Origin of the sequence: Janthinobacterium sp. (assembly GCF_031995485.1) — a bacterium.
Classification (GTDB): domain Bacteria; phylum Pseudomonadota; class Gammaproteobacteria; order Burkholderiales; family Burkholderiaceae_D; genus Janthinobacterium.
Map to the genome: position 1 here is coordinate 1 of NZ_DAMAGB010000063.1, position 19,120 is coordinate 19,120.

Annotated in this window: 11 protein-coding genes; 5 read left to right on the top strand and 6 right to left on the bottom strand. The window is 59.2% G+C overall.

The features are described from left to right. Window positions 1-158: 158 nt before the first annotated feature. Complete coding sequence (locus tag RTQ46_RS25045; RefSeq protein WP_312440307.1) at window positions 159-2,315, bottom strand: S9 family peptidase; 2,157 nt, start codon at window positions 2,313-2,315, stop codon at window positions 159-161. A 203-nt stretch (window positions 2,316-2,518) separates the two neighbouring features. Between RTQ46_RS25045 and dinB the strand changes: the two genes are divergently transcribed. Beyond that, on the top strand, window positions 2,519-3,673 hold the full coding sequence (gene dinB, locus RTQ46_RS25050; RefSeq protein WP_312440309.1) for a DNA polymerase IV: 1,155 nt from the start codon (window positions 2,519-2,521) through the stop codon (window positions 3,671-3,673). Window positions 3,674-3,802: 129 nt separating this feature from the next. Next, window positions 3,803-4,699, top strand: coding sequence for a recombination-associated protein RdgC (locus RTQ46_RS25055; RefSeq protein WP_312440310.1), 897 nt, complete (start codon window positions 3,803-3,805; stop codon window positions 4,697-4,699). A gap of 133 nt (window positions 4,700-4,832) precedes the next feature. On the opposite strand, the gene RTQ46_RS25060 is transcribed toward RTQ46_RS25055, so the two are convergent. Both RTQ46_RS25060 and RTQ46_RS25065 read right to left on the bottom strand, forming a co-directional pair. Further along, on the bottom strand, window positions 4,833-7,568 hold the full coding sequence (locus tag RTQ46_RS25060) for a TonB-dependent receptor (RefSeq protein ID WP_312440312.1): 2,736 nt from the start codon (window positions 7,566-7,568) through the stop codon (window positions 4,833-4,835). Window positions 7,569-8,040: 472 nt separating this feature from the next. Continuing rightward, a complete protein-coding gene (locus tag RTQ46_RS25065; protein ID WP_308923017.1) occupies window positions 8,041-8,526 on the bottom strand; it encodes an asparaginase domain-containing protein in 486 nt (161 codons plus the stop codon). A gap of 149 nt (window positions 8,527-8,675) precedes the next feature. Between RTQ46_RS25065 and RTQ46_RS25070 the strand changes: the two genes are divergently transcribed. Further along, a complete protein-coding gene (locus tag RTQ46_RS25070; RefSeq protein ID WP_312440314.1) occupies window positions 8,676-9,449 on the top strand; it encodes an L-asparaginase in 774 nt (257 codons plus the stop codon). On the opposite strand, the gene RTQ46_RS25075 is transcribed toward RTQ46_RS25070, so the two are convergent. After that, window positions 9,427-10,452: a D-2-hydroxyacid dehydrogenase family protein gene (locus RTQ46_RS25075; protein ID WP_312440315.1), complete on the bottom strand. Its 1,026-nt coding sequence runs from the start codon at window positions 10,450-10,452 to the stop codon at window positions 9,427-9,429. The two genes, RTQ46_RS25070 and RTQ46_RS25075, sit on opposite strands and share 23 nt — an antisense overlap. 305 nt (window positions 10,453-10,757) lie before the next feature. On the opposite strand from RTQ46_RS25075, the gene RTQ46_RS25080 reads away from it, so the two are divergent. Next, entirely contained in the window at window positions 10,758-12,629 is a 1,872-nt protein-coding gene (locus tag RTQ46_RS25080) for a phosphoenolpyruvate carboxykinase (GTP) (protein WP_312440316.1), read from the top strand. Window positions 12,630-12,792: 163 nt separating this feature from the next. Here the strand turns inward: RTQ46_RS25080 and RTQ46_RS25085 are convergent, their stop codons facing one another. Beyond that, a complete protein-coding gene (locus RTQ46_RS25085; RefSeq protein ID WP_312440317.1) occupies window positions 12,793-15,012 on the bottom strand; it encodes a hypothetical protein in 2,220 nt (739 codons plus the stop codon). Window positions 15,013-15,252: 240 nt separating this feature from the next. Then, window positions 15,253-18,102 carry an excinuclease ABC subunit UvrA gene (gene uvrA / locus RTQ46_RS25090; protein WP_312440318.1) on the bottom strand — a complete coding sequence of 950 codons (2,850 nt, stop codon included), beginning with the start codon at window positions 18,100-18,102 and terminating at the stop codon, window positions 15,253-15,255. A gap of 378 nt (window positions 18,103-18,480) precedes the next feature. Between uvrA and ssb the strand changes: the two genes are divergently transcribed. Continuing rightward, window positions 18,481-18,990, top strand: a complete 510-nt coding sequence (gene ssb, locus RTQ46_RS25095) for a single-stranded DNA-binding protein (protein ID WP_065306109.1) — start codon at window positions 18,481-18,483, stop codon at window positions 18,988-18,990. The last annotated feature ends 130 nt before the right edge of the window (window positions 18,991-19,120 follow it).

Consider the following 19,120-nt stretch of genomic DNA (forward strand, 5'->3'; position numbering starts at 1 on the left):
AACTCCCGACCTACGCCTTGTAAGGGCGCCGCTCTACCAACTGAGCTAAGCACCCAAAGCTTGCTTGTCTCAGAAAACCATCCCGACGTTTGTCACCACGTCTGGAAGAGGCGCTATTATAGGATGGCAAAAATCCTGTTGCAAGGGGTTTTTCAAAATTATTCGCTGATATTCCACTGCGAGAGCATCCATGCGGTATTGAAGGCATTCTCCTTGATTGCATCGTAGCGCCCGGAAGCGCCGCCATGGCCGGCGCCCATATTGGTTTTCAGCAGCAGCGGATTATTGTCCGTCTTGTACGCGCGCAGCTTGGCCACATACTTGGCCGGCTCCCAGTACATCACCTGGCTGTCGTTCAGGCCGGTGGTCACCAGCATCGACGGATAGGCTTTGCGGGCGATATTGTCGTACGGCGAGTAGCTGAGCATGTAGTCGTAGGCCGCCTTCTGGTTCGGGTCGCCCCATTCCAGGTATTCGCCGGTGGTCAATGGCAGGCTGGCGTCCATCATGGTGTTCATCACGTCGACGAACGGCACCGCCGCGTGCACCGCGTGGAACAGTTCCGGGCGCATATTGACGACCGCGCCCATCAGCAGGCCGCCGGCGCTGCCGCCCTGGATGATCAACCGGTTCGGGCTGGTCCATTTTTCGCGCACCAGGTAGTCGGCGCTGTCGATAAAGTCATTGAAGGTGTTTTTCTTCTTCATCAGCATGCCGTCCTCATGCCACGCTTCGCCCATGTCGGTGCCGCCGCGGATATGGGCCTGGACATACACGACGCCGCGCTCAAGCAGGCTGATGCGGCTGATGGCAAAGCCCGCTTCCGTCGAGATGCCGTAGGAACCGTACGAGTACAGCAGCAGCGGCGCCTTGCCGTCGCGCTTGACGCCCTTCTTGTAGACGATCCACAGCGGCACCTTCACGCCGTCGCGCGCGGTCACCCACAAACGCTCGGTGGCATAGCGGCTGGCGTCGTAGCCGCCGACGATTTCCTGCTGTTTCAGCACCGTGCGCTGGCCATCCTGCATGCTGACGTCGATCACGGTCGGCGGCGTGACGGGCGACTGGTACGACATGCGAAACTGCGTGGCGTTAAATTCCGGCGTGCCGGCCGCGCCGGCCAGGTAGACCGGGTCGTCGAACTGTACCGTCTTCCACTGCTTGCTGTGGAAATCGTAGATGCGGGCACGGTTCAGCGCGCGCGCTTTTTCCATCACCACCAGGTAATCCTGGAACACATCGACCGACTTGATGACGGCGTCGTTGTTGTGCGGCACCAATGGGCGCCAGTTCTTCGCTTGCGGCGCGCTCAACGGCACGCTGACAATGCGGAAATTCTTGGCGTCTTTATTGGTCAGGATATACAGCTGGCCGGCGCGGTGCTCGACGCTGTAGCGGTGGCCCTTTTCGCGTTTCAGCACCGGTGCGAACGTGCCGTCCGGTTTATTGGTCGGCAGCAGCAGCACTTCGCTGGTGTCGGTGCTGCGCGACTCGAGTACAAAAAATTGCTTGTCGCGCGTGCGGTTGATGCCGATGGCAAATTGTTCGACCGGCTCGTGATACACCTGCTCGGGCGCGCCGCCCAGGTTCAAACGGAACAGGCGGTCCGAGCGCTTGGTGGTGGCGTCTTCCTGCGCCAGCATCAGGGTGGCGTTGTTCGCGGCCCAGGCCAGCGACGTGACGCGCGCCATGGTGTCTGTCAGCAGCTTGCCCGTTTTCAGGTCCTTGATGTGCAGCTCGTACTGGCGAAAACCGGTGGTGTCGGTGGTATAGGCCAGCAGTTGTTCGTTCGGGCTGACGGCAAATGCGCGCACGGAAAAAAAAGCATGGCCGTCGGCCAGCCGGTTCTGGTCCAGCAGGATTTCCTCCACCGCCTGCGCATCATACGCGCCCTTGGCGCCGACCGGGCGGCGGCAGTTGATCGGGTATTGCTTGCCCGCCTCCGTGCGCGTGTAATAGTAGAAGTTGCCCATCCGTACCGGCACCGACAGGTCGACTTCCTGCATGCGGCCCTTGATCTCGCCAAACAGCTTGTCGGCCAGCGGCTGGATCGGCGCGGTCACGGCGGCTGTATACGCGTTTTCCGCATTCAGGTAATCGATCACGGCCGGATCGGTCTTTTTTTGCAGCCAGCGGTAGTCGTCGGTGACGACGGTGCCGTGGCGCGTTTCCTGCCAGGCCGTTTTGGCGGCGATGGGAGCGACGGGGGCGGCTGCCTCGGCCGCCATGGCAAGCGGTGACAAGGTGGACAGCAGCAGGGCCGGCAAGATGGATGACCAGGCGGACCAGCGAACAGCGTGATGGGCGATAGACAAGGCAACTCCTTTGTAGTGTTGTGCCAAGATTCTATTCTTGCTACTCAGAAATGCAACCGATGATCATGCTGGCGCGCCAAACTTGCCATAATCGTGGATTCGGGTAATACTGTATGCATGACCAGTATCCTGCCGTGGCCTTGTTCCGGCAGCCCAACCACCGCGAGGTGTCCTTGACCGCATCTGCTCCCCTGCCGCCTGACATGCCCGCCGCACGCCGCTGGATCGCCCATCTCGACATGGACGCCTTTTTTGCGTCCGTCGAATTGCTGAAGTATCCCGAGCTGCGCGGCGAAGCGGTGGTGATTGGCGGTGGCCGGCTGCAGCAGCCGGTCTTGCTGCCGGACGGCACGCGCCAGTTCGCCCGCATGCGCGACTATGTGGGGCGCGGCGTGGTCACCACCTCCACCTATGCGGCGCGGGCGTTTGGCGTGTTTTCGGCGATGGGCATCATGAAGGCGGCCAAGCTGGCGCCCGACAGCATTTTGCTGCCGGCCGATTTCGAGGCCTACCGCGAGTATTCGGCCCGCTTCAAGCAGGCGGTGGCGAATCTGGCGCCGGTGATCCAGAACGTCGGCATCGATGAAATCTATATCGACCTGACGGAACACGGCGAGGATGCGCCCGCATTTGCGGCAAAACTGAAAGCGGCCGTGTTCGACGCCACCGGGCTGTCGTGCTCGATTGGCCTGGCGCCCAACAAATTGCTGGCAAAAATCTGTTCCGACCTGGAAAAGCCGGACGGACTGACCATTTTGCATCCAGACGATATCGCCACCCGCGTGTGGCCTTTGCCGGCCAAAAAGATCAACGGCATCGGCCCGAAAGCCACCGCCAAGCTCGAAGCGATGGGCATCGTCACCATCGGCGAGCTGGCGCAGGCCGATCTGGCCATGCTGCGCACGCAGTTCGGCGATTTGTATACGGGCTGGCTGCACCAGGCGGCGCTGGGCATCGATGACCGGCCGGTGCAGACCAGCCGCGAAACCAAGTCGGTCAGCCGCGAAACCACCTTCGAGCGCGACCTGCAGGTGGTGCGCGACCGGGCGCTGCTGTCGGAAAAACTGGAAAGCTTGTGCACGCGGGTGGCGGGCGACCTGGACAAGCACGCGCTGGCCGGGCGCACGGTGGGCATCAAGTTGCGTTTCGAAGACTTCAGCACCGTCACGCGCGACATCACCCTGCCCAGCGCCACGGCGGACGCGGCGGCGATCCTGCGCGCCACGCGCGACTGCCTGCGGCGGGTGCCGTTCGAGAAGAAAATCCGCCTGCTGGGGGTGCGCATTTCGACCCTGTGCGATCCGTCCGTGGCAACGCGGCAGGCGCCGGCCCAGGCCGAGTTGTTCCCTGCCCTGTAGCAGCAAATCACCTGCAATACCGGCAATAAAGCAAGCAAAACACCGGACTCCCGTTTGGCCGCAGCACCGGGTCGAAAGTGTAGAATGGCGTCCTATTGGTACTAACGAAACAACCGGAAGACAAAAACTATGTGGTTCAAGAATCTTCAGATTTACCGCCTGCCCGCACCATGGGCCTATACGCCAGAACAACTGGAAGAGGCGCTGTCCTCGAATAAATTTACGCCGGCCACCAGCATGGACCTGATGCGCCAGGGCTGGGATACGCCACGCCCGAACGGCGGCCTGGTGCACGTGGTCAACCAGCAGATGCTGATCCTGCTGGGCACCGAAAAGAAACTGCTGCCGGCAACCGTCATCAACCAGGTGGCGAAAGCGCGCGCGGCTGAAATGGAAGAAGCGCAAGGCTTTGCGCCGGGCAAGAAAGCCATGAAAGAACTCAAAGAGCGCGTGGCCGACGAACTGCTGCCGCGCGCCTTCAGCATTCGCAGCAACGTCTGGACCTGGATCGATCCGGTCAACGGCTGGCTGGTGATCGATGCGGCCAGCCCGGCGAAAGCCGACGAAGTGATCAAGCTGCTGCTCAAAGCCGTCGACAAATTGCCGCTGGAAAGCCTGCGCGTGCAGCGCTCACCGGTGGCGGTGATGACGGAATGGCTGCAGGCCGACGATGCGCCCGCCGGCTTCACGGTCGACATGGATACGGAATTGCGCGCCACCGGCGAGAGCAAGGCCACGGTGCGCTATGTGCGCCACACGCTGGAGGCGGACGACGTGCGCCGCCATATCGCGGCCGGCAAGCAGTGCACGCGCCTGGCCATGACGTGGAACGACAAGATCTCGTTCGTGCTGACCGAGTCGCTGGCGATCAAGAGCATCAAGCCGCTCGACGTGATCAAGGAAACCGAATCGAGCACGAAGAACGACGAAGAGCGTTTCGATGGCGACATGATGCTGATGACGGGCGAGCTGAGCAAACTGATGGCCGATGTGGTCGAAGCCTTGGGCGGCGAAGCCAAAGCGTAAGCTTGCTGTAGTCAAAAAAAAGAGCCGCTTGCGGCTCTTTTTTTTCGCCTGCAGCTTGGCCACGGCCATGAAAAAAGCGCCCTGCACGGTGAAGTGCAGGGCGCTTTCGCAGGACTAACTGACTAGCTCAGGATTAGAACTTGTAGTTGCCGGTGATGTAGAACGAACGCATCATTGGATCGGCGTAGCGTGGATCGAAACCGATCTGGTGGCCCGACGAAGCGCGCAGCGACAGCGGTGGCGCACGGTCGAACAGGTTTTTGATACCTGCGCGGATCGTGGTCTGCTTGTCAAAGGCGAAGCGTGCTTGCCAGTCGACCGTGGTGTACGACGGTACTTCCAGGCGCAGCGTTTCGTTTTTGCCCGTATCGACGTTGCGTACCGACGCTGCCGCATCGGTGTAGCCGTTGCGGTAGTTGATGGTCATGGTGTTGCTCAGACGGCCGGTATCGAGCGTCGTGGTCAGCTTGATCAGGTTGCGGAACGTCACTTCATTGGTGCTGCCAAAGAAGTTCATGTTGCTGGTGTAGACGTTGTCGCTGCCTGGTACCGTGTAGTTCGCATGCAGCATGTGGGTGCCACTCAGTTGAGCGGTCAGCTTGCCGAAGTCAAACTTGTGGTTGGCCGACATATCCCAGTCGATACCACGGTATTCCTTCTTGCCGATGTTCACTTGCAACGATTTGAACGCGTAGTACGTATTGCCGGTCGATGGCTCGGTGTAGGTCGTGAAGCTGGTCGCGTATTTGACCGGATCGGCAAATGCCTGCTCTTCGGTGATTTCCGATACGGCATTGGTCAGTTTCACATCCCACAGATCAGCGCCAAACGAGAAGGCCGCGCTAGGCTCGATACGGAAGCCCAGGGTGAACTGCTTCGATTTTTCCGACTTCAGGTCAGGATTGCCTTGCGATACTTCGTTGTACTGCGTCGCTTCCGAACGGCACAGTGCGGTGCCTGGGTACGGGCAATCGAATTTTTTCGCGGTAAAGCCGGCATTGACCAGTGGCTGGGCGATGTCCAGCATGCTAGGGGCCTTGAAACCGGTGCCGTAGGAGCCACGGATCAGCACGGTTTGTACTGGCTGCCAGCGTGCCGATACCTTGTACGTATTGGCGCTGTCTTTGCTGCCGATGGTCTGGTTCGTCAGTTTGTTGTCGATGGCTTTGACGGCATCGTAGCGGCCACCGGCCGTCAGTTCAAACGACTTGGTCAGCGGAGCGAGCAATTCGACGAAGGCACCGTAGGTATCACGGCTCAGGTCGTAGGCAGGCGAGGTGTTGAAGTTGTAGATGTCGGCACTGGTGGCGCCGCTGCTAGGCGACTGCTCATAGCGGTAGGTACGGTAGTCGCCGCCCACGCCGACGCTGGCCTTGCCGCCTGGCAGGTCGAACAGTTCACGCGAACCGTGCGTGTCGACGCCACGCATGGTGGTCGAGGCGGTACGGATCGAACCGATGAACTGGGCATTGGCGATTTGCGATTGCACCGAAGGTTTCTGGGTGGTGGCAAACGGATCGAATTCAGGATTGGCGATGATATCCTTGAATGCCTGGTTCTTGGCATAGCCACCGGTGTAGCGCTCATCGATCGAGTTTTGCGACCAGGTCAGGCCGCTCTCGAAGTTCCAGGCGCCGATTTCACCTTCCATGCCCAATACCACGTGCTTGGTTTCGGTGATGGTGTTGCTGGCGCGCAGACCAAAATCGGTGGTGCGGTAGTTGGCCGTGATCGATTTGATGTCGTTGCGTTGTGCCGGCGTCAGGTAAGGCGCTACATAGGTGGTGTACAGCGCGCTGTTCTGGGCGATCGAAATCGGCACTGGATTGGCCGCAATACGCGCGGTCAGGTCGTAGCGCGAGTAGGCCACTTCAGCGAACGCGTTCATATTGTCGTTCAGCTTGTAGGTGCCGCGCGAGAAGATGCTGTCGCGTTTCGATTGCGGAACGATTTCCACGGTCGAGCCAGTGTCAAAGCCGCATGCGCGTGCATTGCTGGTGGTCACATACGAATCGGTAGGGCAGGCGCCGTTCTTCAGCAGGTAAGGCGTAAACGCGCTCGATGCGCTGTTTGGATTGTTATAGGCGACGGTGGCGCCAGCTGGCGATGCCGAGGTGCTGGTACGGTCCCAGATGTAGTTGTTGCCGTTGCGCTTGAATTTCAGATACGAGGTATCGGCAAACGAGCGGTCGGTTGCGCGCAGTTTTTCCTGTTCGTCATGACGGTAGGAAATCAACACGTTGTAGCGGTCTTCGTCCAGGTCGCCGAAGCCGGCGGTGACGTTGGTATTCCAGGCGTTGCCGCCCTTGTCTTCCGGACCACCGTAGGTCGCTTCCAGAGTCACGCCCTGGACATTTTTCTTCAGGATGAAGTTCAGTACGCCGGCAATCGCGTCCGAGCCGTACAGGGCCGAAGCGCCATCGGTCAGGATCTCGACGCGCTCGACGGCGCTCATTGGAATGGCGTTCAGGTTGACCGTGGTGCCGGAACCTTGTGGCGCGATACGGCGGCCGTTCAACAGTACCAGGGTGTAGGTCTCGCCGATACCGTGCAGCGATGCACTGGTATTGCCGCCCGAATTCGAACCGGCAGCCACGGCGCCGATGGTGAAGCCTTGCATGGCTGGCAATGCCTGGATCAGTTCGGCCACGGAGGTGGCGCCCGATTTGGCGATGGCTTCCTGCGTCAGGCGCTGCACTGGCAGTGCGCCTTCGACAGCGATACGTTTGATACTCGAGCCGGTGATTTCGACTTTCTGGATGGCTTCCTGTTCCTGCGCCATTGCCTGGCCGGTGAACAGTGCGCTACCTGCCAGAACGGTCAGGGCCAGGCGTACGCTGCGTACGCCGATTTTTTCTTGAAATGCCATTATAACAATTACTCCGTAGTAGTTTTAATAACGACAAGCGGCACATGAACATCGGCACTGCCAGCGGATAGCGTGTCAGTGATGCCATGCACAGGAGGCGTTCTGTCGAAAACAGGAAACCCTATTGCGCAATATTGTTATAAATGCACTTTTTGCTTGTCGTGACGAACATTATGTCGTCTCAGCAATAAAAAATGGAACTCAACCATGTTGGATTTGGCAATAAATTGCGGATACTGAAGAATGTTTGAATGAAATGTTAAATAGGAAATTTTTATTCCATAAAATTACTGATGTAACAAATTATTACTGGCGTTTTTTTACAACAAAAATCTGAATCTCTTGGCAACTAGGGTTTTCGCCAATAATAATTTGTCAGTTTTACTGATAATGCAAAATTTTCGGCAGGCGTAAAAAAAGCCCGCAAACGCGGGCTTTTGACGATGACATGCGGCGCTTGCGCCGTGTAACTTTACAAAGGCTGGAACACGCCGGCGGCGCGGTTCTTTTGCACGTTGTCCCAGGCAAAGATCTGACCGTTCATCGCCACGTACACGCCAGCCGGCAAGGCCTGCGCCACGCCGCAGGCAAAGCCCAGGTTGAACAGCGCGTCGGAGTTGGCGATCTCATACGGAATCATGGCGCCCGTCAGGATAATGGTCTGCTGCAATTGCGCCGCGCCCAGCACCTGCGCCGTTTCGCGCATGGTGTCGGTGCCGTGGATGATGACAATGGCTTTTTCGTGCGCGGCGCGGCACGAGGCGAGCACGCGCTGGCGGTCGGCATCCTGCATGTCGAGCGAGTCGAGCAGTGGCAGTTGCTCCAGCGCCACCGGTGCCGTCATGCGCGCGCGCGCGATGGCGGCCGGCAAATGACTGTCGGAAAAACCCAGGGTGCCGTTCAATTCGTTGTAGTGCTTGTCGAAAGTGCCGCCGGTGGCGAGGATGCGCAAGGTCATGGTGTGGTCACGATGTCAGTGGAGAATGACGCGCATGATAGCGTGAATGATGGCGCCGATGCGAGCGATGCTTGTTGGCATAGCTGGAAAATTCGGCCATCTGTGAGTACACTTGACTCCTTGTTCCAGCCTGCTTCTGACTATTCCCCATGAAAGCGCTTGCTCCCGGCACCGTCATCTTCCACCGCCACCGCGGTTACGGCGTGATCACGTCCGTCAACCTGCTGACGGGCTGGATCGCCGCGCGCTTTGGCAGCGAATCGCGCACGCTGGACCTGAACCTGTCGACCGATGACGTGCAGTTTGCCGACGGCGAAGCGATCCGCTTTCGCCGCGCGCCGCCGGACCGCATGCCGCATGCGCGCCTGATGGCCATGGTGCGCGAGCTGCATCGCGCCGGCTATCAAAAATTGTATTTGTATTCCTGGCCCAAGCCGTCCGGCCTGCACTGGCGCTGGCATCTGTTTGCCGGACCGCGCGACTGGCTGCAGCGCCCCTGGCGCGAAGGCTGGTATGGCTCCGGCGCCGACTACAACGTCAATCCGGTGATGGGCTGGGGCGATACCCCGGGCGCCACCACGGCCGAGCTGGTCGACGCGCTGGCGCGCTTCGATCCGCAGGGGCTGGCGCAGGCGCTGGGCCGCGACGAAGACCACACGGCCTGGTTTGCGCAGGTCTGCGACGCTTTGCTGCCCAACTACATGTACAGCCTGGACATGCCGCGTGAACCCGGTGCGCCCTTGCCGGAAATGCCGCCGGTGCCGGTGGTGGCCGTGCGCGCCGGGCTGCCGGCCTATACCGGCCCGGCCATCGCCTGGCCGCCGGGCTGGAACGGCCTGTGGGCGCGGCCCCACGTGCTGCCTCTGCCACCGCTCAGCCTGACGGGCGAGCCCGACCTGATCAAGGGTTTTCAACGCTCCTGAATGCCTGCTGGCGTGCATGCGCCAGCACCTCGGGATTGAGCAGGCGCGTGCATTGCCCTTGTGCAAAATCAACGATATTCTGCAAGGCATGGCCGAAATACAGCTCATAGCTGTCGCGCTCGACATAGCCCAGGTGCGGCGTGGCCAGCACGTTCGGCAGCTGCAGCAGCGGCGAAGCCGGCGGCAACGGTTCCTCGGTAAACACATCGAGCGCGGCCGCACCGGGATGGCCCTGCTGCAGCGCCGCTTCCAGCGCGCCCGTGGCCACCAGCTCGGCGCGGCTGGTATTGACGAACAGGGCGGTGGGCCGCATGCGCGCCAGGTCGTCTGCCGTGACGATGCCGCGGGTGGCGTCGGCCAGGCGCAGGTGCAGGCTCAGCACATCAGCCTGGGCAAAAAATTCCTCGCGCGACTGCGCTGCCGTATCGCCGGCTGCCACTGCCGCGGCGCGGCTCGCTGGGCTGCCCCATACCAGCACCCGCATGCCGAAGGCGCGGCCGTAGCCGGCCACCAGCTGGCCGATCCTGCCATAGCCCCAGATCGCCAGCGTGCGTCCTTTCAGCGTGGTGCCCAGGGTATTCAAAGCCGGTTCGATCGAGGCCGTCTGCCACAGGCCTTCTTGCAGATGCTGTGCGTACGGCACGATCTTGCGCCGGGCCGCCATGATCAGGGTCCACGCCAGTTCGGCCGGCGCCGTGGGCGAGCCGAGGCCTTCGGCAATCGCAATGCCCAGTTCGGTAGCGGCCGCCGCGTCGATATGGCTGCCCGCCTTGCCGGTCTGCGACAGCAACTTCAGATTGGGCAGTTTCGACAGCAGCGCCCGGTTGAAACTGCTGCGCTCGCGTATCAATACCAGCGCATCGAACGGCGCCAGCCGGATCGCCAGCTGGCCCAGACCGCGCGCCGTGTTGTTGAACACTTTCACATCGTGCCCATCAATTAATTTGAAACAATCGAGACCGCGCACGGCGTCCTGATAATCATCGAGTATGGCAATTTTCATGGGAGATGGGCGATCTTGTGATGAATTTGGTAGGGAAATAACATGATCCGGCAAATGCTGAATAGCCTACTACATTAGTCAAGCTATTCTCCTACATTTTTGCGAGAATAGCGGTTTTCAGGGTGTACAATCGCCGACACTTTGCAGCTTCCTGATGACATGACGCGCAGTCCAGGCGCGCATACCAGCCGCTGGCGCCTTGCGCCGCGGCCGGCAGATACCACAGCCTGCCAGCGTGACCCTACCGCTGCAGCAGACCGCAACTGCCCGTACGACCAGAATTCTTAATTGGTATTGGAGGTAATATGAATCAGCCCGTCATGGGTGGCGTTGCGACACTCAACGTCCCAGCTTATATTAAACAACAGAAACTGATCAACTGGGTGGCGGAGATCGCCGCGCTGACCAAGCCCGAGCGCATCTACTGGTGCGATGGTTCGCAGGAAGAGTACGAACGCCTGTGTGCCGAGATGGTGGCCAGCGGCACCATGAAAAAACTGAACGCCGACAAGCGTCCGAATTCCTACCTGGCCTGCTCGGACCCGAGCGACGTGGCGCGTGTCGAAGACCGCACCTATATCTGCTCGGCCACCAGGGAAGCGGCCGGCCCGACCAATAACTGGACCGAACCGGGCGAGATGCGCCACACCCTGAACGGCCTGTTCGACGGCTGCATGCAGGGCCGTACCATGTACGTCGTGCCGTTCTCGATGGGCCCGCTCGGTTCGCCGATCGCGCATATCGGCGTGGAACTGTCCGATTCGCCGTATGTCGCCGTCAACATGAAAATCATGACCCGCATGGGCCGCGCCGTCTACGACGTGCTGGGCACCGATGGCGAGTTCGTGCCGTGCGTGCACAGCGTGGGCGCGCCGCTGGCCGCCGGCCAGGCCGACGTCAAATGGCCTTGCAACAGCACCAAATACATCGTGCATTTCCCGGAAACGCGCGAAATCTGGTCCTACGGTTCCGGCTATGGCGGCAACGCCTTGCTGGGCAAGAAATGCTTTGCCTTGCGCATCGCCTCGAACATGGGCTACCAGGAAGCGCAAGCCTCGGCAGACGCACCGGGCTGGCTGGCCGAACACATGCTGATCCTGGGTGTCGAGTCGCCGGAAGGCAAGAAGCATTACGTGGCGGCGGCCTTCCCGTCGGCCTGCGGCAAGACCAACTTCGCCATGCTGATTCCACCGGCCAGTTTCAACGGCTGGAAAGTGACCACCATCGGCGACGATATCGCCTGGATCAAGCCCGGTGCCGATGGCCGCCTGTATGCGATCAACCCGGAAGCGGGCTACTTCGGCGTGGCGCCGGGCACCAACGAAAAAACCAATTTCAACTGCATGGCCTCGATGCGTGAAAACACCATCTTCACCAACGTCGCGCTGACCGACGATGGCGACGTCTGGTGGGAAGGTCTGACGAAAGAGGCGCCGAGCCACCTGATCGACTGGCAGGGCAAGGACTGGACGCCGGAGTCGGGCACCAAGGCGGCCCACCCGAACGCGCGTTTTACGGTTGCCGCAACGCAAAACCCGGTCATCGACGCCGCCTGGGACGATCCGGCCGGCGTGCCGATCTCGGCCTTCATCTTTGGCGGGCGTCGCTCGACCACCGTGCCTTTGGTGACGGAAGCGCGCAACTGGGTCGAAGGCGTCTACATGGCCGCCACCATGGGTTCCGAAACCACTGCCGCTGCCGTTGGCCAGATGGGCGTGGTACGCCGCGATCCATTTGCCATGCTGCCGTTTATCGGCTATAACATGAGCGATTATTTCCAGCACTGGCTGGACATGGGCGTGAAAGTGGGCAAGGTCAATCCGGCCGCGCTGCCGAAGATCTACTGCGTCAACTGGTTCCGTACCGACGAAGCCGGCAAGTTCGTCTGGCCTGGCTTTGGCGACAATATGCGCGTGCTGAAGTGGATGCTGGAACGTATCGAAGGCAAGACCGGCGGCGTGGAAAACCTGTTCGGCACCACGCCGGAATACGGCGACCTGAACTGGGACGGCCTGCCGTTTACGCAAGAGCAATTCGACACCATCACCTCGATCGACAAGGCCGCGTGGGTGGAAGAATTGAAATTGCATACGGAACTGTTTGAAAAGCTGGCGTATCATCTGCCGCAGGAACTCGCGGACAACAAGGCAGCATTGGAAAAACGCCTGGCTGCCTGAAAGGTCAGTACAAAGGTTTAGTGTGGGGGAGAAACACGCCGGCAAAGACTGGCGTGCATAAATAGACACACCGGCAATGACTGGTGTGCTGAAAAGGGAAACGGCGCGGATTGCATGAGCAATACGCGCCGTTTTTTATTGCCTTGGTTAAAGGCCGTTTGTTTTAAATGGCCGGCTGCTCTTCCAGCAGGAAGAAAGTGGTGGGGCCAAATGAGGGCGCGATATTGTCCAGAGTCATGCTCCATTCCTTCCCGTTCGACGTGTCGATGCTGGTGATGGGAATTTCATCGCGGCGATTCCCCTTCAGGTCCAGCGCGACCAGGCGCATGGCTGCCTTGTGTTCGAGGCGTACCGAAGTGGTCACCTTGCCTTGACGCACAGTGACCGGCAACTGCCCCTTGGACTTCAGTGTCGTACGATTGGCATTCGTGAAAGTCATGCCGGTATTGAGCGCATCGGTGGCGAGAATGAACAGGATTTTTTTGCTGACAGCCAGATTTCCGTCATCGAGCGTACTGGCGGAAAACAAGGCCGGACCATCGATGTTTTTAATCCGCAGTACGCGCATGTTGTAGTCGCTGATGGGGGCGGCAACCGAGATGGCTTCCGTGCGCTCGGCCCGTATCGTAAAGCGCCTGGCAGTGGCATTGAGCGCCAGTTCCCCCGTGTCGCTTTGATACTGTTGCGTACTGCTGTTTGTGATATTCGATGCGCTCAAAATCTTAAGATTTGTCAATTTTGTGATATTGGCGGTGATGTTGTCAGTCCAGCTGGCGTTGAGGCCAGGGGCAAAACTGACACTCTTGCCAGTCACGCTGGTGGCTGGCTCGCCATGGCTGATTTCGATTGCGGTCAGCAGCCCCAACAGCCGTAGGTCGGGAGATACAGCATTACCAGCATCATGCTTTTGTTCCCCTTCCGGCGATGGATAGATAATGGTTGCGCGATTCGGAGATGGCTTGACATCCCCACGCAGAAACAGCAGTGCCGACAGGGTTTCACCAGCGCGCAATACCGGATCGATACCTGCTTCATAGGGGTTGATTCCTTGCTTGCGCAGAATTCCAGGCTGATCGAAGCTCAGGTCAACAGGGCCTTCGGAGTGCATGCAGAGGTAGTCCCAGCCTTGCAAGGCTGCAATGGCAGGCGTGGTAATGGAGGCCTCATAGCGATATTGATTCCAGAAGACCTGGCCGTACTCGCTGGCAGTGAACGGTTTGTTCGCCTGCCTGGTGGCCGCCAGGCGTAACGCCAGAATATCGAGTGGCGCTTCGAGCATGCTTTTTTGCGTAATGCTCTTGTCGGGTGTATAGGCTTCCACGACGTCGAAGTAAGAATGGCTGTCGATGAAATCGGTGACGGTCCGGGTCTTGTTGGTCGGTATCCGATCCCAGTTGTTATACGAAGTAACCAGTCCCGCATAGCCTTGCGCACGCAAATATGCCTTCATCCATTCAAATGAAGCCATTTCCAGATTGTTAATCATGAACTGGAATGAGCGCATCCGGTTCGACTCCTCGCCCACCATCGGGAGATTGAAATTTTTCTCCGCCAGGTTTTCATTCGGCAGGCGCTTGCCCGTCTGTTGCCCCCAATTGAGTTCCAGTGCAGCGTTGTCATTTCCATAGACATTGACGAGATACTGATTGAAAAGAGGGCGCAATATTTCTCTGAAGGTGGTCGCATGCTTTTGCGCTTCCAGGTAATTGATACTGTTTTCATTGACCAGCACCACCGCCGCCAGCGCCGGATCGCTGAGAATGGATTGATGGGTATAAGGATTGATCGCGGCGTAGATGGCCGATACCTGATCGCGCCATGCCTGCTGCGCTTCGGGATAGGCATTGAAATGAACTTTGAACTTCAGGTCATTTTTTCCTTCCCAGCGATTAGGTTCATTGTCACCGATAGTGCCATTTTCGGATGACATCATGTCCATCATCCAGTAAATGCCCGCATTCTTGAGTTCGGATAAAAAGAAGTGGAACCTGTCCAGTTGCTCGACATCGAAATCATTGTCGACCTTGCGCAAGTGCATTAGTGTCCCTTCGACATAATGGAACCTGACCAGATTGTAGCCATGCAGTTTGAGCTGCCTGACATATTCAATGGCGGTGGCATGGTCGGGGAAGGATCCTGTCGCAGGCGACCAGGCAAGCGAAGCGCATTGCAGCTTGGCCCGTTCTTCCGGCTTGTTTGCGAATACCATTTTCCCATTCAGGCCCTTGATGATCTGCCCGTGCTGCCCGGCAAAGCCTGCAGGCAGCAATTGGCTGAAATCAAGCGGACTGCCTGCCACTATTTTCAGATCTGTGTCGGTGATGGGGCGCCATAGTTGAGCGTGACTTGACGCCGTTGCAGAAAACAATAGCAAAGCAAGCATACATCTCCATGCTCGCGCAGTAGTTAATTTTTTCATATCGAATATTATCACTCAAAAAGAGAAGTAAAAATGATAACATTAATATTATTAATTAAATAATTATTTAATGTGAAACAGGAGATATTTTAGTTAATTGTGCTAGCGGATGCAGCCGTTGGTCCGACAAGTAATAACGAGGACGAAAAAATGGCCTGAACACAGCAGATCGCCGTGTTCAGGCCGGAAGCGCTGGAGCTCTATTTATTGCTTGAGCAGCGGCCCCAGGTACTTACCCGTCACGCTGGCCGGATTAAGCGCCACTTCTTCCGGCGTGCCGGTGGCGATGATCTGCCCGCCGCCCGCGCCGCCTTCGGGGCCCAGGTCGACGATCCAGTCGGCCGTCTTGATCACGTCCAGGTTGTGCTCGATGATCACCAGCGTGTTGCCCTGGTCGCGCAGGCGGTGGATCACTTTCATCAGCAGGTCGATATCGTGGAAGTGCAGGCCGGTGGTCGGCTCGTCCAGGATATACAGCGTGCGGCCCGTGTCGCGTTTCGACAGTTCCAGCGACAGTTTCACGCGCTGCGCCTCGCCGCCCGACAAGGTGGTGGCACTCTGGCCCAGCTTGATGTAGCCCAGGCCCACGTCCAGCAAGGTCTGCAGCTTGCGCGCGATCAGCGGCACCGGCTTGAAGAATTCATGCGCCTCTTCCACCGTCATGCCCAGCACTTCCGTGATGCTCTTGCCCTTGTACTGCACTTCCAGCGTTTCGCGGTTGTAGCGCTTGCCGTGGCACACATCGCACGGCACATACACGTCCGGCAAGAAGTGCATCTCGACCTTGATCACGCCATCGCCCTGGCACGCTTCGCAGCGTCCGCCCTTGACGTTGAACGAGAAGCGGCCCGCGCTGTAGCCGCGTTCCTTGGCCGTCGGCACGGTCGAGAACAGGTCGCGGATCGGCGTAAACAGACCCGTGTAGGTGGCGGGATTCGATCGCGGCGTGCGGCCGATCGGCGCCTGGTCGACGGAAATCACCTTGTCGAAATGCTCCAGGCCGCTGATCGAGTCGTGCGGCGCCGGTTCCGTCTGCGAGCCGTACAGGTGGCGCGACAGGGCCGGATACAGCGTGTCGTTCACCAGCGACGACTTGCCGGAACCGGATACGCCCGTCACGCAGGTCATCAGGCCCACCGGCAGGCTCAAGGAGACTTTTTTCAGGTTGTTGCCGGTCGCGCCAGTAATCACCAGCTGCTTTTCCGGATTGCTGGCATGGCGCTTTTTCGGCACGGCAATTTTCAGCTTGCCGTTCAGGTACTGCGCCGTCAGCGACTTCTTGTTCTTCAGGATATCCTTCAAGGTGCCTTCGGCGATGATCTCGCCGCCATGCACGCCGGCGCCCACGCCCATGTCGACGATATAGTCGGCGGTGCGGATCGCGTCTTCGTCATGCTCGACCACCAGCACGCTGTTGCCGATATCGCGCAGGTGTTTCAGCGTTTCGATCAGGCGGTCGTTGTCGCGCTGGTGCAGGCCGATCGACGGCTCGTCGAGCACATACATCACGCCCGTCAGGCCCGAACCGATCTGCGAGGCCAGGCGGATGCGCTGCGCTTCGCCGCCCGACAGGGTATCGGCGCTGCGGTCCAGCGACAGGTAGTCGAGGCCCACGTTATTGAGGAACTTCAGGCGCGAAATGATTTCTTTCACCACGCGGTCGGCGATCTCTTTCTTGGCGCCCGTCAGTTTCAGTTTCTCGAAGAAATCGAGCGTCTCGCGCAGCGGTTTCTCCGCCACTTCATAGATTGCGCGCTGCTGCTTGCCGGTGCCCACTTTCACATGGCGCGCTTCCACACGCAGGCGCGCGCCGTCGCAGGCCGGACAGCATTTTTCATTGATGAACTTGGCCAGCTCTTCCTTCACCGCCATCGAATCGGTCTCGCGATAGCGGCGCGACAGGTTGTTGACCACGCCTTCGAACGTGTGTTCCTTGACCACCGTGCGGCCGCGCTCGTTCACATAGCTGAACGGAATCGACTGCTTGCCCGAGCCGTACAGCACGGCTTGCTGCGCATTCAGTTCCAGCTGCTCGAACGGCATGTCCAAATCGAACTCGTAGAAGTCCGCCAGGTTCGACAGCATCTGGAAATAAAACTGGTTGCGGCGGTCCCAGCCCTTGACGGCGCCCGAGGCCAGCGACAAATTCGGGAACGCGACGATGCGTTTCGGGTCAAAGAATTCGATGTGACCGAGGCCGTCGCATTCCGGGCAGGCGCCCATCGGATTGTTGAACGAGAACAGGCGCGGTTCCAGCTCCTGCAGCGAATAGCCGCACTCGTTGCAGGCGAACTTGTTCGAAAACACCTGTTCCTGCGCCGTATCCATTTCGTAGGCCACGGCGCGGCCATCGGCCAGGCGCAGGGCCGTTTCGAAACTTTCCGCCAGGCGCTGCTTGATGTCCTGGTTGACCTTGACGCGGTCGATCACCACGTCAATCGTGTGCTTTTCGGTTTTTTTCAGTTTCGGCAGGTCGTCGACTTCATAGATCTTCGCGTCGTGCGTGCCGCTCTGCACGCGAAAGCGCACGAAGCCCTGCGCCTGCATCTGTTCGAACAGGTCGACATGCTCGCCCTTGCGGTTGGCCACCACCGGCGCCAGGATCATCAGCTTGGTGTCTTCCGGCATCGCCAGCACGGCGTCGACCATTTGCGACACGGTCTGCGCGGCCAGCGCGTGTTCCGGATGGTTGATGCAGTACGGCGTGCCGACGCGCGCGTACAGCAGGCGCAGGTAATCGTGGATTTCCGTCACCGTGCCCACCGTCGAGCGCGGGTTATGCGAAGTGGCTTTCTGTTCGATGGAAATGGCCGGCGACAGGCCTTCGATCAGGTCGACGTCCGGTTTTTCCATCAGTTGCAAAAACTGGCGCGCGTAGGCCGACAGCGATTCGACATAGCGGCGCTGGCCTTCGGCGTACAGCGTGTCAAAGGCGAGCGACGACTTGCCGGAGCCGGACAGGCCGGTAATCACGATCAGCTTGTTGCGCGGCAAATCGAGATTGATATTCTTGAGGTTATGCGTGCGAGCACCGCGAATGCGGATCTGTTCCATGTGATTGCCTTGCTTTCAGTGGGGTGGTGCAGCGGCACGTAACGCCTGGGACGTGGCCACAACGGGTCAACTTGTAACTATAGCCGGGTTTTGATCCGCATGCCTTTGGCGCCGTGGCAAGCGGAGTGTGCCGCCGTGCAGGCGCACCCGGACAAAGATTGATACAGATGCGTACAGACGTTTGAACACTGTATATAATACCAGTATTCAAGTTTCTTGTTTTCACCGCTGCCGAAAAAACGGGACCGTGCCACAACGCTGCATGGCACGACGTACGCCTGAATTCGCAGTCGCCTTGTGCCGGGGACTCGCTTATAATCGGCGTTTAGCAAACATCCAACGCGCGGGACTCCCGCTGCAGTTCAACAGGAGTTATTCATGGCATCAGTCAACAAAGTCATCATCGTCGGCAATCTGGGCCGCGACCCGGAAATCCGCTACATGCCTAGCGGCGACGCGATCGCCAACATCGCCGTGGCCACTTCGTACAAATCGAAGGACCGCAACACGGGCGAACAAAAAGAGTTGACCGAATGGCACCGTATCTCGTTCTTCGGCCGCCTGGCCGAAATCGTCGGCCAGTACCTGAAAAAAGGTTCCTCGGTCTACGTCGAAGGCCGCCTGCAAACCCGTAAATACACGGACAAGGACGGCGTCGAGAAATACGCAACCGACATCATCGCGGAAAACATGCAAATGCTGGGCGGCCGTTCCGGCATGGGCGGCGACGCCGGCGGTGACGACAGCTACGGCGGCAACAGCGGCGGCTACGATGCCCCGGCTCCACGCCAGGCCCCAGCCCCGCGTCCGGCCCCGGCGCCGGCACCACGCCCGGCACCGAAGCCGGCACCGAACTTCTCGGATATGGATGACGATATTCCGTTCTGATTCCGGAAAAATTGTTTTCTTGATAAAAACCCCGTTCTTCGTCAGGAGAACGGGGTTTTTTTATCCGCCCAAGCTGTTGTCGGATGGTTTTTCTCTCGCCACCCGCTTTCGGGTCAGGCAGGAGCGCTAG